Source organism: Nocardia sp. CC201C, assembly GCF_030010695.1.
GTDB lineage: Bacteria > Actinomycetota > Actinomycetes > Mycobacteriales > Mycobacteriaceae > Nocardia > Nocardia otitidiscaviarum.
Map to the genome: position 1 here is coordinate 1 of NZ_JASCXP010000182.1, position 14,010 is coordinate 14,010.

Consider the following 14,010-nt stretch of genomic DNA (forward strand, 5'->3'; position numbering starts at 1 on the left):
CGGGCGAGCTGGCCCGGCCGGGCGACACTGTCCCGATCTGTCGCGTAGCCCAGCTCGGCTGTGCGAATCGGCCACCTCCGGCATGACCGGCCGACCGCACGGCAGGTCCCGGTCGGACGCGACGAGTGGTCGGCTGGATGCGCGCATGTGACGGCGTCGCTGGTGGCCGATGTGACCCGTCCGTTGGTGCGGGACCACTGGGTCTGCCGTGACCAGCCGGACGCGCGCGGGGTGGATCAGCGCTCCACGACCACCAGCGTGAACGGTCCGATATCGGTCACGGTGAAGCGGGGATCGTCGAACAGCGCAGCCGGGAAGGTCACCTGGTAGCGCTTCACGTTCGGCTGGTTCGGGTAGACGTCTTCGGCCAGGCGCAGGGTGTAGTCGTCGCCGGACTGGCGGAAGAGGAAGGCGTCGGGGGCGCGCCAGGGGGTGGTGCGCAGGGCCTCGAGCAACTCCTCGGGGGTTTCCAGGGTGGACCAGCGTTTGATTTCGTCGGCGCGGGCCGGGAAGTCGGCGAGGGGGTTGGCGTAGTGCGAGGTCAGGGCCTGGAAACCGAAGTAGGGGTAGACGGACAGGAAGCTCAGGTCGGCGGTCAGTACCACCGTTTCGTCGCGGGGGCGGCCGGTCTGCTCGCGCAGGGCGGTGTCGATCTCGTCGTAGTACGAGACCGCCGACGGCGGCCGCTTGTCCGCGCGCACACCATCGCCGTCGGTGTCGGTGTAGGCCGTGGTGATCTCCGGCGCGAGGATCTCCGGGATCTCCTGACCGAAGCCGATCGCGCCCAGTACGGCCACCGCCGCGACCACGGCCCGGAACCGTTCCGGCTCGTTCAACACCTGGTAGATCGCCCGTGCGCCCTCTACGAAACCGAACGCGCCCGCCGCCGCCAGCAGCACCATCAGCACCGGCTCCAACCGGAAGGACAGCAGCGTCGTTCCGGCCGCGGTCAGCAGCATGGACAGCAGGCACCACAGGTAGACGGCGACCACACCGACCGCCAGCGCCTGCGCCCGCCGTGAACTGCCCACCCGCAGCACCAGCCAGATCACGCCGATCAGACACAGCCCGCCCAGCAGCGAGAATTCGAACATGGGCAGCGGCAGCCGCGCCCCGCCCTCGGGCAGATAGTGGAAGGCGGTACCCGAACTGGGGAAACCTTCGCGCAGCACCCGCAGCAGGAACGGCAGCCACACCACCAGCGCCAACAACCCCGCGACCACCCCGATCGCGATCAGCCGCACCAGAATCGGCCACAGCAGCCGCCAGACCCCGGGCATCTCCTGCTTGGTGCGCCGATGCACCCGCAGCGCGGCATGCCGCTGCCACAGCGCGATCCCGGCGGCGACCACCGCCATCAAGCACACCGCGAACACCGCCACCGCGAAATACAACGTGTAGAACGTAGCCGCCAGCCCGAGGAAGAAGCCGGTGCCGAGCACGGCCCCCCAACCCCCCGCGGTCGAGACAGACCCCACAGCCCGGAAACTCCCAGCCCCGGCCCCTGCGGCTTCAGAGCTCGTCGCGCCGGAGTCAACGGCGTCCGAACCCGCACCGCCGGACCCTGCGGCTCCGGAACTCGTTGCGGGGGATTCAGCGGCCCCGGAGCCAGCAGCGCCGGAGCCCGCGGCCCCGGAGCCAGCAGCCTCGCCGCCAGCTGTCCGTGCGCTCTCGGTCCCGAATTCAGCTCGATACTCCACAGCCCCGTACTCGGCGGGCCGGTGCAGCGCACCCCAGGCCAGCACCAACACCGGCGGCAGCAGCACGACCAGCACCGCGCTGTACGCCTCCGGTGCGGCATACGCCACCGTCACGGCCGTGGTGGCGGCGGCGACGGCGATCGCCCAGTCCGCGCGAATCAGCTTGGACCACAGTACGAGTGCCAGGGCCGCTGCTACGGCCAACGCCGTGATGGCCCACGGCTTGAACGCCTCCCACCCGTCGAGGCCGAACAGATTCGCGAATCGCCCTCCGGCCCAGAACCATCCGGCCGGATAGAACGGCGGCAGATCCACATAGTTCATGTCCCGCAGTGCCGCGCTGTCGGTCAGCCGCGTCAGATACTGCGTCCGGAACTCCTGGTCCACCGACAGTCCGAACAGATACAGCTTGGTCGCCCCGAGCGGCATCCCCAGCGTCACCGTCACGAACGTCGAAACACCAACCCACGACAGCACTTTCGCCACCCACGGCCACTTCCGCGCCCGCACCAGCCAGATCGCCGCCGCCAGCACGGCGACGGCGACCACTTGCCCGACGGTGGTCAGTGCTCGCGTCACATTGGAGGAGTTGAACGCGGGCCACTCCACACTCGCGAACGCCACCAGCCCGACCCCGGCCACCACCGCGGCGACCACGGCCGCGAGCACCGCCTCACCGAGCGCGCCCCCGGCCTGCCGCGCCAGCAGCCCCCCGCGCCCCCCGGTTCGTCCCGTAGTCGTGTCGTGCACTCTGCCTCCGGATACTCGGTCCGTGCTTGTGGTCACCGCGCGACAGCCTAACCGCCCGCCGCGCCCGCCCCGCGCTACCGCAGCGGGTCGCTGCCGTACGCGCGCAGGAGTGTGCGGCAGCCCGCGCCCTAGCGGAGACCTCGACACTCGGGATACGCTGGTACTCGAACTTCCGTGCGGCGGGCCGGTTCGCGTCGGTGTCAGTCTGAGGCGTCCGGTTGCTGGCCGGATGCCTTGTACCTGACCCAGGGCGACTTCGTGGGGTTGCCTGATTCGTCGAGTTCGACCTCGGAACCGTGTCCGACAATGCGGGCACCATACTGTTTGATTCGGCCAGGCCCCGGCTCTTCACTTTGCTCGGTGAGGGAGAGATGGATCCTCTCGGTGGCATACACGTCCAAACCTATTCCAGCCGAGTGCAGGGCTTTGGCTGCCCCCGGTGCGGCTGAGCCCCCAGCCGGTGAACAGGAGAACTGGACCAGGTCGGCCGTGGGCGCGCCACGGACCGCCTGCTTGAAATGCCTGTCAGCGGCAAGGATCAGCCCGTAGGTTGGTCCGTCGACCAGGGTCGGCACCAACCTGCTCCATTTTGTGAACAGGACACTCTTCTTTACCTGAATGCTGTAATGGTCAGCATCGGCGTGTGCCCGCGCGTATACGGTGTTCTGGCCCCAAGGGGCCGGAGCCGACCTTACAAACGCCCACTCCGGTTCGTGAGGTTCTCGGCCGCTTCTGTACTCGTAGTATTCGTTTCGCGTGGTCTCGAGTCCATCGCGAGTGAAAGTCAGCGGCTTCTTCGCGTCAGTGAGCTGTGACGGAAAGTATGTTCCTATTACTGATCCTTCGGCGTCCAGGATCGGCAAGCTGTGAACTTGGTCGGGTGTGAAAGTGTGTCGAAGCCCGCTATTGAGGCTCAGGCCGCGTAGGCTTGGTGTGTCCGGGTCGACGCCACTCACTATCCGGGCACCTGTTCCGTCGGCTACGACGAGATTGTCGGCGATTTTTCGCAGGTCGTCGGCGTACCTGTCCACATGGGACTGCAGTGTGGCGCTCGCATCGGTGACTGCTGCACGGACTCGCGCGGCCAATTGTGCCAGCTGAGCAGCGATCTTCATTCGGACGATAGCAAAATGCGAGTCACTATTCGGAACTGGGCGGGACTACCGGGATTGATCAGGATATCGACGCCAGCGGGCACGATGTCTGGCAGCACGGTGCCCTGTACCGGCCACCATCGGTCCGCCTCGACCCGCTGCTTGTGTATCGCGGCGGTGGCGATTGCAACGCACGGCCCTCCGTCTGGAGCCTGACCCACCAGGGGGTCATTCCTGTCGTCGCACCCGATCTCCACCACCGCGCCCCGTAGTGCCGCAATGATCTCGTCGCCGCCGACGTTGTCCCCGTTGCTGATCCGACGCAGCACGGCATCGAGGGGGTCGGTCGGCAATGTTTCGTCGGTAGGGACGTAGTTCGGATTGGGTTCGAATGGACCGGGAGTACCGTCCTCACCGATCAACCAGCCACCGAGGATCACCTCAGGCGGTGGCATCACCTCCGGCGCGGCTTCCCGCCAGCTGGGATTGGTCAACACCACCCAGTCGCCCCGGCGAACAGCAGACGAATTCAGTTCCTCCATGTGCCCCCTCCCGGCAAACAAGCCCGGTACCGACCATGGCACCTCGATCTTCGGCGCGCAACGGTTTTTGCACCAGTCGCTGGGGGTCGGCCCCGGCACGAAGCCACTTGCGAGACAGCGCGAATGTCGTTCGCACCGTGGATCGCGGGCCGACCTCCGAACGACTCCTACACCGGCAGCTTGCGGAACACCGCGCGCGGGATGTGCCGCAGGATCATCATCACGTAGCGGAAAGTGCCCGGGGCCCAGACGATTTCCTTGCCCTTGGCGGAACCGTTGACCGCGAGCGCGGCCACCTGCTCCTTGTCCACCGTGAGCGGCGCTTCCTTGACGTGCGCCGACATCCGGGTCCGCACCTGGCCCGGGCGGATGACGGTGACGCGCGGCCCGTGCGGGCGCAGTGCCTCGCCGAGGCCCAGGTAGAAGCCGTCGAGTCCGGCCTTGGTGGAGCCGTAGACGAAGTTGGAGCGGCGCACCCGCTCACCGGCCACCGACGACATGGCGATGATGCGGCCGTAGCCCTGCGCCTTCATCTTCTCGCCGACCAGCACGCCGACCGAGACGGCGGCGGTGTAGTTGAGTTCGGCGGCGATGACGGCCTTGCGCTGGTCCTGCCACAGCTCCTCGGCATCGCCGAGCATGCCGAAGGCCACGATGGCGACATCCACGTCGCCGTGCGCCCACGCCTGCTCGATCACCTTGGGGTGACCATCCATATCGAGTGCGTCGAAGTCGACGAGTTCGACGTCGGACGCGCCCGCGTCCTTCATCTGCGCCACCGCCTGCTCGCGCAGCGGATCATTGGGCAGCGCCGCGAGGACGATGCGCGCGGGCGCGGACTTCAGGTACTCCGAGCAGATCGCCAGACCGATCTCGGAGGTGCCGCCCAGCAGCAGAATGGTCTGCGGATTCCCGACCGCATTGATCACTGAAGCTCCAGCCTTCTCGCCATATCGGACATGAAAACGCCTGTGGGATCGACGGTTCGGCGGACCTTGATCCACTCGTCGATCCGGGGGTACATCTTGTGGAAGGTCTCCGCGGTGGTGCGGGAGTCCTTGCCGGTGTAGAGCCGTCCGCCGAATTCCAGCACCCGCCGGTCGAGGTCGTTGACGAACTCGTTGAGCCCCGCCTTGATCGGGAAGTCCACGCAGATGTTCCAGCCCGGCATGGGGAAGCTCAGCGGGGCCTGGTTACCCGGACCGAACAGTTTGAAAACGTTCAGGAACGAGTAGAACCCGGACTGCTGGATGTCGACGATGATGCGCTTGAACTCGTCCACCGACTCCGGCGGCACCACGAACTGGTACTGCAGGAAACCGTTCGAGCCGTAGCCGCGGTTCCACTCACCCAGCATGTCCAGCGGGTGGTAGAACTGCGTCAGATTCTGCACCTTGCCCCGGTAGGTACCCGATTTGCGGTACCAGAGCTCGCCGATCGGCGTGAAGGTGTACTTGTTGGCCAGGCCGTTCGGGAACACGTCCGGCAGCGTGAAGAAGGTCTTGCCGTTGAACTTCAGCGGGTCCTTCCGCAGCTTCTTCGGCAGCTGATCCAGCTTGGCCAGATTGCCGCGCGAGATCGCGGCGCGGCCGAGCTTCGGCATCGGGCTGATGGCGTCGAACCAGGCCGAGCTGTACTCGTAGCGGTCCTCGGACCCGTCGCTGTGGAAGGCGATGGTGTCGTCCAGCGTCGGCGTGACATCACCGTCGGCAATGAAATAAGCCGTCTCGGTGGGCGTCATCTCGATGGTGGCCCGCAGGATGATGCCGGTCAGACCGCACCCGCCGACCGTGGCCCAGAACAGTTTCGCGTTCTTCTTGGGCGTGATGTGGTGCACGGTGCCGTCGGCGGTGAGCAGCTCCATGGACCGCACGTGGTTGCCGAAGCTGCCCGCGCTGTGATGGTTCTTGCCGTGGATATCCGAGCCGATGGCCCCGCCGACGGTGACCTGCCGGGTGCCCGGCAGCACCGGCACCCACAGGCCGAACGGTAGCGCGGCCTTCATGAGCTGATCCAGGTTCACGCCGCCGTCGACATCGACCAGGCGGGTGGCGGCGTCGATCTTGTGGATCTTGTTCAGCGCGGTCATGTCGACCACGAGTCCGCCCGCGTTCTGCGCGTTGTCGCCGTACGAACGTCCGAGCCCGCGCGCGATGACGCCGCGGCGTAGATGTGCGGGCTTGGCCTCGTTGTCCTCCGCGACCATGGCGACCGCCTTGGCGATCACCTCGGGATCGGACGTGGCGAGGACTTCGGATGTTGTCGGTGCGGTGCGACCCCATCCGGTGAGCTTCCGGGTCTGCGTCGGCAGTGCGTACGCTCCCTCGGAGGCCGAGCTCGTCTCGGCGGCACCGGCGGTGGTGGTCTGAGCTTTCGTGGACATCGGGATAGAGGCTACAGGCATAACCGCCCATCGGCTGGTGCCGTTACCTGTGCGCGGCATTACCCTTCTGCTCTGTGACCGCGGAACCCCACCTGCCCCTGCCGCCCGAGCTGCCCCTGGTCGACGAGCCGGGCGGCACCGATGTCGATCTGAAGACCCAGATCGTCCGCTTCACGCTGACCGGCGGCTTCTCCGCGGTGGTGGACTTCGGGCTGTACGTGCTGCTCATGAGCGCGGTCGGGGTGCCGCGCGATATCGCCAAGGCGGTCAGTTTCATCGCGGGCACCACCACCGCCTACCTGATCAATCGCCGCTGGACCTTCCAGGCGCCGCCGAGCCGCAAACGCTTCATCGCGGTGGTGGCGCTGTACGCGGTGACCTTCGCGGCGCAGGTCGGCATCAATGCGCTGCTGAACATCGTGCTGCCGGAGATGAAGGTCGATGTGGCCGGTCACACATTCACCGGTGCCGTGCTGGTGGCGTTCGTGATCGCGCAGGGCACGGCCACGGTGATCAACTTCATCGTGCAGCGTGCGGTGATCTTCAAGATCCACTGAGCCGAGATCCACTGAGCTGAGATCCACTGGGTCGAGATCCACTGAGCCGAGCACCGGGAGGTGAGGTCCGGGGCCGCGCCCGGACCCGCGCTCCGGCATCAGTACTCGACGAGCGCGCGCGCCTCCTCTTTGGTCCGGAAGTAGTCGCCGCCCTTGGCACGGACGTTGTCGGTGCCCCACTGGCGGGGTTCGCGGGAGGCGGGCACGAGATGCGGGATGTGCTTGCGGCAGTGGATGTACGCCTCCTCGACGTCCACCACCACCCAGCGTTCGATGACACGCCCGCGCTCGCCCTCGGGCAGTCCGTCGATGTAGCGCCGCATGAGCGCGTCGTCGACGATGCGGGCGGAGCCGTTGATGTGCAGGCCGATGAGGTCGTGCACGAAGTCGATGAGCAGGATGCCCACGTGCGGGTTCTCGAGGATGTTGCCGAGGCTGGCCATCACCCCGTTGCCGCGGAATTCGGGGTAGGCGACGGTGTGCTCGTCGATAACGTGGAGGAAGCCGGGCTTGCCCGCTCGGAAGCTGGTGTCGCATTCGCCGTGCTTGTCGGCGGTGGCGATGAAGGCCATATCCATCCGGCGGATGAAATCGATCATGTGAGTATTGAGCCGGTCCCGCACTTGATCTTCGTAGAAACGCTCGGCGCGATCCTGTGTCCCGTAGCGTTCCTGTAGTTCGCGTTCGCCATCGCTGCCGCTTCTGATGCCGGGCATTGTGCGCCCCCTCTGGTAGCTGGAGTCCGGATGGGAGAGGCTCGGCCGCGAACTTCGGCCATCCGAAATGCTATACGGTTTAACTATTTTGGTGTGGCGAATGGCTGAAACGACGCATTTTCCCTGGTAGGGCTCGCTCGACTGCCGCCGGTCAGACCTTCCCGTGCGAGGGTCCCCCGGGATACGGGTTCTCACAAGGGTTCGGAACCGCTTAGCTGTGGGTGTGCTGATCACTCGGCTGGACGTACGTCTGCGAGTTCGGCTGTGCGCGCGAGTATTTCGCAATCCTGAATTGTCCATTTTGCATAGTTTTGTCCGGGTTGGCCGAGCGTTAGCCCCCTGGAAAAGGACCGATAGGTCAGTTTGCTTTGCGTTCCAACGCCATTCGATCCAGCACCGTCACCGACCCCCGGCTCAACCGCACCACCCCCGCGTCCTCGAGTTCGCGGAGCACCTTGTTGGCGGTTGCCCGCGTCGTGCCCGCCATGGACGCCAGATCCTCCTGGGTGAGCCGGATCTGCGGCGCCCGGCCCGGATCGCCGTACACCCGCGCCAGATGCGACAGCCGCCGCAGCACCCGCGTCTCCACCGGCAGGTACAGCGCCTCCAGCACCGCCGCGGACAGCCTGCGCACCTGTGCGGCCAGCGAGACCGTGAGAAACCGCTCCACCTGCGGATGATCGGTGCGCAGCCGCTCCAGCCGATCCCGGCTGAGGGTGAGGGTCTCGGCGTCGGTGACCGCCACGATGGTGGCGGTGCGGCGCGCGTCCGGACTCAGGATCGCCTGCTCGCCGAACATCTCACCCTGGCCGAGAATGGTCAGCGTGGCGGTGTGACCCAGCGGCGTGGTCACCCGGACGATGAGTTTCCCACTGGTGATCAGATGCAGGCAGTCCCCGGGATCACCCTCGTGACAGACGATGTCGCGCCGCCGGAACTTGCGCGGCGTGCACGCGGCGACCAGCTCCCGTCGTTCCGCGGGGGACAGCCCGTCGAACAGTTCGAATTCCATCTCACCCTCACCGCAGTGCCTCGAGTTCGTACACCGTCACCGGGTCGCGTTTGCCCTTGATGTCGAAGGCCCCCCGATCCCGGACCACGGCCCGGTCACCGAGCCGCGTTCTGGTCAGCGGGCCGACCACCACCGTTCCCGGTTCGGCCAGCGACTCCAGTCGCGCCGCCAGATTGGTGGTGTCGCCGATGGCCGTGAAGTTCCGCATCTGCGGCGCTCCCACATTGCCGACCACGGCCGGACCCGTATTGACTCCCACTCGAAACATCGGCCAGTCGTCCCGATCCGCAACATCCACCCGTTCCCGCACCCCCGCCACGGCCCGCTGCAAAGCCAGCCCCGCCCGCGCCGCCCGTAGCGCGTGATCGGGTTGCCGCACCGGCGCGTTGAAGATCGCCATCACCGCGTCGCCCACGAACTGCACCACCGTCCCGCCCTCGGCCAGGATCTCCGGAACGATCGCGGTGTAGTAGGTGTTCAGCATCCGCATCACCTGCTCCGGCCCCACCCGCTCCGCGAACGGCGTGAACCCCCGCAGATCCGCCATCAACACACTCACCTCGTGGATCTCACCGCCCAACCCCGCCTGGGACGGATCCGCGATCAACGCCGTGGCCACCGCGGGCGACATGTACGACCGGAACAGCCCGTCCAACTGCTGATACAGCCGCGCGTTCTCCAACACCACCGACGCCTGCGCCGCGAACGACCGCGCCACCGCCTGCTCCGCCGCACCCAGCGGCACCGGCTGTCCGGGAGCCTGCGCACCGGCCCGGCCGGCCGCCCCGGGCACGGCGAAACCCGCTGTGCCACGCCGGAGTCCGGTGGCGTTCAGCGCCCGCGTCACCGCGCCCGGCGACTCATCAGGCCCAGCCGAGCCCGGAGGCGGCCGCTGCCCGCTCGGCGCGGGCCGCCAACCGAACCCTCGCCGTGTGTCTGAGCGGCCGTGTCCCGTATCGGTTGCGGCAGGACGGTCGTGCCGAATATCGGGCACGCCGGTGCCGTGCACCGGCTCGGGGATCCCGGTCGAGGCATGCGCGGGGGCGGCCGTGCGTGCCAGTTCCAGCACTCCGGCATGAAACCCCTTGACCATCAAGGGAAACGCATGCGCGCCGGGGTTGGGTGGCCCGCCGTCCTCGAAGTGCAGGCGGCCCCGGCGCAGCACCCCGATGCGCACGGTGTCGCCCTCGAAGGCGTAGGTGGCCAGACGCTGGATCTCGGCGAGCAGCTGCTGCTCGCCCCGGATCACCGAGGAGCGTTCGCCGACGGCGACCAGTGCGCCGAGGCGACGCACCTGTTCGCGTTCGCTGCCGACCGCGCGAGCACTCTGCTGGAGCACCGCCACCTGGCGTTCGGTGAGGCCGAAACGGCGGGCGAGCTCCTGGCCGACCGCACCGAGTGGTTCGGCCGCGGCGACGCCGCCGCTGGCGCGCTGGTCCAGCGCGGCGACCATCTCCTCGAGCGCGCGGGCGTAGTCGCGGTGGATGGCGTCCAGGGTGCTGCGCAGCGTCACGCTGTCGAACAGGCCCCGCGCCGAACCCTCCCGCAGGAAGGTCAGGTGGGTGCTGAGCGCGATGAGCGCGAACGCCACCCCCAGCAGCACATGCCACTCCCACCACGACATCCGCCAGCTGCGCCCGAACCCCACCGCGAACAGCGCCTCCGCCAACAGCACGAACGCGGTGAGCACGCTGAGCACCACCGTGCCGCGATTGCGGTAGTACAGGTAGGCGTAGCGCACCGCCGCCACCAGATAGCAGGCCGCGCCCACGAACACCGCCGCCACCAGCGGGCCCTGCGCCTCCGACGGATCGGGGACGGCGTCGAAGGGCGGCACCCGGGTCAGCGACAGCAGCGCCCACACCACCATGAGCGTGATCGGCAGCGCCGCGAGCAGATCCGTGTACCGGTGCACCCGCGCGTCCGGCGGATACTCCACCGCCGAGGCCAGGGCCGCGAAGCCGCCCAGCACCATGCCGACCGGCACCGCGGTGGTGAACCCGACATTCGGCGCGGACAGAATGATCCCGGGCGTCGCCAGTGCGTGCAGCCCCAGGAATCCGGCGTTCAGCTGGAATACCAGCGACACCAGGATCAGCCGCATGTCCCGATGCGCCCGCGCGGCCCGCAGCAGCAGCACACCGAGGACCAGCGCCACCACGGCCGCGCCCAGGATCAGCCAGAAATGCACACCGTGGTGCTGGAATTCGTGATCCAGCTGCGGCCGTGCCACCAGCACCCACAGGCCGAGGGCGGGCAGGCTGACATGCACCAGCCACAGCAGTATCCGGACGGGTGACATGCGGGCACCGACCTCAGGCCGGGGTGAGCGTTACCGGCACGCCGTTGAACACGGCATTGCCGGAGGGCGCGTCGACGAGCGAATCATCGGTCAGCACATTGGCATTCACCCCGGCATGCTCGCGCGCCACGGCCTGCGAGCTGTCCGCGTGCCCCCACCCGTGCGGCAGGCTCACCACGCCGGGCATGATCTCCTCGGTCGGTTCGACGGTGACGATCACGGTGCCCGCCGCGGACTTCACCACGGCCTGCCCGTTCAAGCCCAGACGCGCCACATCGTCGGGGTGGATGTGCAGCGTGCACCGGTTGGATCCGCCCACCAGCGACGAGATGTTGTGCAGCCAGCTGTTGTTGGACCGCAGCTGCCGCCGCCCGATCAGCACCATCTCCGGTGCGTCGGCGCGCAGCCGCGCCCGCAACCGCTCCACATCCGCCAGCAGCTGCGGCGGTGCGAGCTCCACCTTCCGTGACGCCGTGCGCAGCACCCCGGGCAGTCGCGGCCGCAGCGGCCCCAGGTCGATGCCGTGCGGATGCTCCAGCAGCACACCCAGATTCAGCGCGCCAACCCACCGGGACGAGTCCTCGCCACCGTCGTGGTGCGCCTCGGCGTCGGCCGCGTCCCGTACCGGTGCGGTGCCGACAGCACCCGTGAGCGGCGTCCCACCCTGCCCGGTCGTTTCGGTCCGCACCGCTGCCCCAGCGGGGGACACCGTGCCGGTGCCGGTGTGAGATCCCGTTCCGGCTGCACGTGGGGCGACTGTCGCTCCGCTCGACCCGGGATCGGCTTGGTTCCGCGGGAACGCCGTGGCGTCGGCGTCCTGGTTCCGAGCGTCCCCATCCTGCTCGGCAGTGGCGCGCGCCGCCGGGTTCCACTCGCCGTACGGCCCGAGCCGCAGCATCATGTCGATGCGCTGCTCGGTCGTGTTCTCGCCCAGCAGCTCCGGGCGGCGTTCGAGCAGCCCGGCCTTCTGCAGGGTGCCCGCGATGACCATCTCGTCCACCGCCTCGAGCGGGGTGACGCCCTCCGGCGGCCGCTGTCCGCTCACCGCCATGGCCAGTCGGGCGAGGATCTCCGCCTCCGAGGGGTGGTCGCCGAGCGGTACCAGGGGACGCGAATAGCGGGCATAGTTGCGCACCGCGAAGTTCAGCAGCGCGAAATCGTAGTGCGGGGCCTGCACGATGCGCGGCGGCGGCAGGATCACATCGGCGTGACGGGTGGTCTCGTTGAGGTACCGGTCCACGCACACCATGAATTCCAGTCCGGCGAAGGCGGTGTCCAGGCGCGGTCCGCTGGGCGCGGAGAGCACCGGATTGCCCGCCACCGTCACCATGGCCCGGATCTGTCCATCGCCCGGCGTGCCGATCTCGTCCGCGAGGGTGGCGACGGGCAGCTCGCCCATGGCCTCCGGCAGCTCGCGCACCCGGCTGGTCCACCGTCCGGTGCGGAAGGGGCGGGACCGCACGATGCCCAGGGCCGCCCCGGTGGCGAACATGGCCCCGCCGGGGGAGTCGAGATTTCCGGTGAGCACATTCACCACGTCCACCAGCCACTGCGTGACGGTGCCGAATTCGGCTGTGCAGGTGCCGATCCGGGCGTAGACGGCGGCTGTCGGCGCGGCGGCCAGCTCGCGAGCGATCCGGGTCACCGTCGCGGCGGGCACGCCGGTGCGGGCCGACACCACCTCGGGGGTGAAATCGGCGGCGGCCGATCGGATCTCGTCCAGCCCCTCGACCTCGACGCGGACGTCGGTGAGCTGCTCGGCGAACAGCGTGTGCACGATCCCGAACAGCAGATACGCATCACTGCCCGGCCGGATGAACAGATGCTCGTCCGCGAGCTTGGCCGTGCGGGTGCGCCGCGGATCCACCACCGTGAGGCGTCCGCCGCGTGTGCGCAGCGCCTTCAGCCGTCCCGGGAAATCCGGTGCGGTGCACAGCGATCCGTTCGACTCCAGCGGATTCGCGCCGAGCATGAGCAGGTAGTCGGTGCGATCCAGATCCGGCACCGCGACCGTGAGCGGATCGCCGAACATGAGCCCGCTCGCGACCTGCTTCGGCATCTGATCGGCGGTGCTGGCGGAGTAGATGTTCCTGGTGCCCAGTGCGCGCAGCACCAGCGGCAGGTACAGGGCCCCGGCCACGGTGTGCGCGTTGGGGTTTCCGACGTACACGCCCACCGCCTGATTGCCGTGCGCGTGCGCGATGGCGGGCAGCCGCTCACCGATGAGCGTGAAGGCCTCCGCCCAGGTCGCGGTCCGCCACGCGTCGGTGTCGCGGTCGCGGATCATGGGTTCGGTCAGCCGATCGGGGTCCTGGTCGAGGGCTCCGAGGCTGGCCCCCTTGGGGCAGATGAAGCCGTGACTGAACGGGTCGGCATGGTCGCCGCGTACGGCTGTTACGTGGTCGTGGGCGTCGAGAGTGAGTTCGAGACCGCACACCGCCTCGCAGAGCGGGCAGGTGCGCAGCAGCGTCCGGGGGCTGTCCGTGACGGGTGTCATACCTCATCATCGCCCGCCACCCCGACAGGCGAAACCGGAAGCGGACGATTTGTGTCGGGACGCCGACACAACGAACGTCCGCGCGCGGACAGACCAGCCGGCCGTTCGCGGCCAGGCTGGGCACATGCGGTTTCTCGAACGAACACAAGCCCTCGAAGCACTGCACGCCGCCTGCGCGGACATCGCCGCGGGCACCGCCACGGTGGTCGAGGTGACCATCGCGGGTGAAACCGGCCTGTTCGTGCGCACCTCGCCTCAGCCCGGCCCGCTCTGCCGCTCCACCCTGCGCAACCACCCCGCTCGCCTCACCCCGAGGCAGCAGGACGTCCTGGAACTGGTCTGCGCGGGCCTCACCAACCCGGAGATCGCCGACCGCCTCTACCTGTCGGTCCGCACGGTCGACCACCACGTCTCGTCCATCCTCGCCAAACTCGGCGTCCCCAACCGCCGCGCCGCC

Annotated in this window: 11 protein-coding genes; 2 read left to right on the plus strand and 9 right to left on the minus strand. The window is 68.2% G+C overall.

The window, feature by feature from the left end; genetic code table 11:
* Positions 1–236: 236 nt before the first annotated feature.
* The 5 genes from QK444_RS19570 to QK444_RS19590 form a co-directional block, all read right to left on the minus strand.
* Positions 237–2,408: an arabinofuranosyltransferase gene (locus QK444_RS19570; protein ID WP_282782367.1), complete on the minus strand. Its 2,172-nt coding sequence runs from the start codon at positions 2,406–2,408 to the stop codon at positions 237–239.
* 242 nt (positions 2,409–2,650) lie between these two features.
* Positions 2,651–3,565: a hypothetical protein gene (locus QK444_RS19575; protein ID WP_282782348.1), complete on the minus strand. Its 915-nt coding sequence runs from the start codon at positions 3,563–3,565 to the stop codon at positions 2,651–2,653.
* Complete coding sequence (locus tag QK444_RS19580; RefSeq protein ID WP_282782350.1) at positions 3,562–4,086, minus strand: type VII secretion system-associated protein; 525 nt, start codon at positions 4,084–4,086, stop codon at positions 3,562–3,564. Before QK444_RS19580 ends, QK444_RS19575 begins: the two co-directional genes overlap by 4 nt.
* Positions 4,087–4,253: 167 nt before the next feature.
* Positions 4,254–5,015: a decaprenylphospho-beta-D-erythro-pentofuranosid-2-ulose 2-reductase gene (locus QK444_RS19585; protein ID WP_280357293.1), complete on the minus strand. Its 762-nt coding sequence runs from the start codon at positions 5,013–5,015 to the stop codon at positions 4,254–4,256.
* Positions 5,012–6,469 carry an FAD-binding oxidoreductase gene (locus tag QK444_RS19590; protein WP_282782354.1) on the minus strand — a complete coding sequence of 486 codons (1,458 nt, stop codon included), beginning with the start codon at positions 6,467–6,469 and terminating at the stop codon, positions 5,012–5,014. The genes QK444_RS19585 and QK444_RS19590 overlap by 4 nt, the downstream gene beginning before the upstream one ends.
* A gap of 74 nt (positions 6,470–6,543) precedes the next feature.
* Here QK444_RS19590 and QK444_RS19595 point away from each other — a divergent pair, with 74 nt between their 5' ends.
* The gene (locus QK444_RS19595) at positions 6,544–7,026 is read left to right on the plus strand and encodes a GtrA family protein (protein WP_282782356.1); all 483 of its coding nucleotides are present in this window, start codon (positions 6,544–6,546) and stop codon (positions 7,024–7,026) included.
* 98 nt (positions 7,027–7,124) lie between these two features.
* Here QK444_RS19595 and QK444_RS19600 read toward each other — a convergent pair whose 3' ends face one another.
* The 4 genes from QK444_RS19600 to QK444_RS19615 form a co-directional block, all read right to left on the minus strand.
* Positions 7,125–7,742, minus strand: a complete 618-nt coding sequence (locus QK444_RS19600; protein ID WP_039808501.1) for a pyridoxamine 5'-phosphate oxidase family protein — start codon at positions 7,740–7,742, stop codon at positions 7,125–7,127.
* A 358-nt stretch (positions 7,743–8,100) separates the two neighbouring features.
* Positions 8,101–8,754, minus strand: a complete 654-nt coding sequence (locus QK444_RS19605; RefSeq protein ID WP_039808503.1) for a Crp/Fnr family transcriptional regulator — start codon at positions 8,752–8,754, stop codon at positions 8,101–8,103.
* Between the two features lie 7 nt (positions 8,755–8,761).
* The gene (locus QK444_RS19610) at positions 8,762–11,056 is read right to left on the minus strand and encodes an adenylate/guanylate cyclase domain-containing protein (protein WP_282782361.1); all 2,295 of its coding nucleotides are present in this window, start codon (positions 11,054–11,056) and stop codon (positions 8,762–8,764) included.
* A gap of 13 nt (positions 11,057–11,069) precedes the next feature.
* Positions 11,070–13,553: a molybdopterin-dependent oxidoreductase gene (locus QK444_RS19615; protein WP_282782363.1), complete on the minus strand. Its 2,484-nt coding sequence runs from the start codon at positions 13,551–13,553 to the stop codon at positions 11,070–11,072.
* Positions 13,554–13,677: 124 nt separating this feature from the next.
* Here QK444_RS19615 and QK444_RS19620 point away from each other — a divergent pair.
* Positions 13,678–14,010: LuxR C-terminal-related transcriptional regulator (locus tag QK444_RS19620; RefSeq protein WP_282782365.1), on the plus strand; the 333-nt coding region annotated here is incomplete at its 3' end.

Bases quoted from the DNA above. Each gene is read 5' to 3' on its own strand.
- QK444_RS19575 (WP_282782348.1), bottom strand. From the start codon at position 3,565: ATGAAGATCGCTGCTCAGCTGGCACAATTGGCCGCGCGAGTCCGTGCA.
- QK444_RS19580 (WP_282782350.1), bottom strand. From the start codon at position 4,086: ATGGAGGAACTGAATTCGTCTGCTGTTCGCCGGGGCGACTGGGTGGTG.
- QK444_RS19590 (WP_282782354.1), bottom strand. From the start codon at position 6,469: ATGTCCACGAAAGCTCAGACCACCACCGCCGGTGCCGCCGAGACGAGC.
- QK444_RS19600 (WP_039808501.1), bottom strand. From the start codon at position 7,742: ATGCCCGGCATCAGAAGCGGCAGCGATGGCGAACGCGAACTACAGGAA.
- QK444_RS19605 (WP_039808503.1), bottom strand. From the start codon at position 8,754: ATGGAATTCGAACTGTTCGACGGGCTGTCCCCCGCGGAACGACGGGAG.
- QK444_RS19610 (WP_282782361.1), bottom strand. From the start codon at position 11,056: ATGTCACCCGTCCGGATACTGCTGTGGCTGGTGCATGTCAGCCTGCCC.
- QK444_RS19615 (WP_282782363.1), bottom strand. From the start codon at position 13,553: ATGACACCCGTCACGGACAGCCCCCGGACGCTGCTGCGCACCTGCCCG.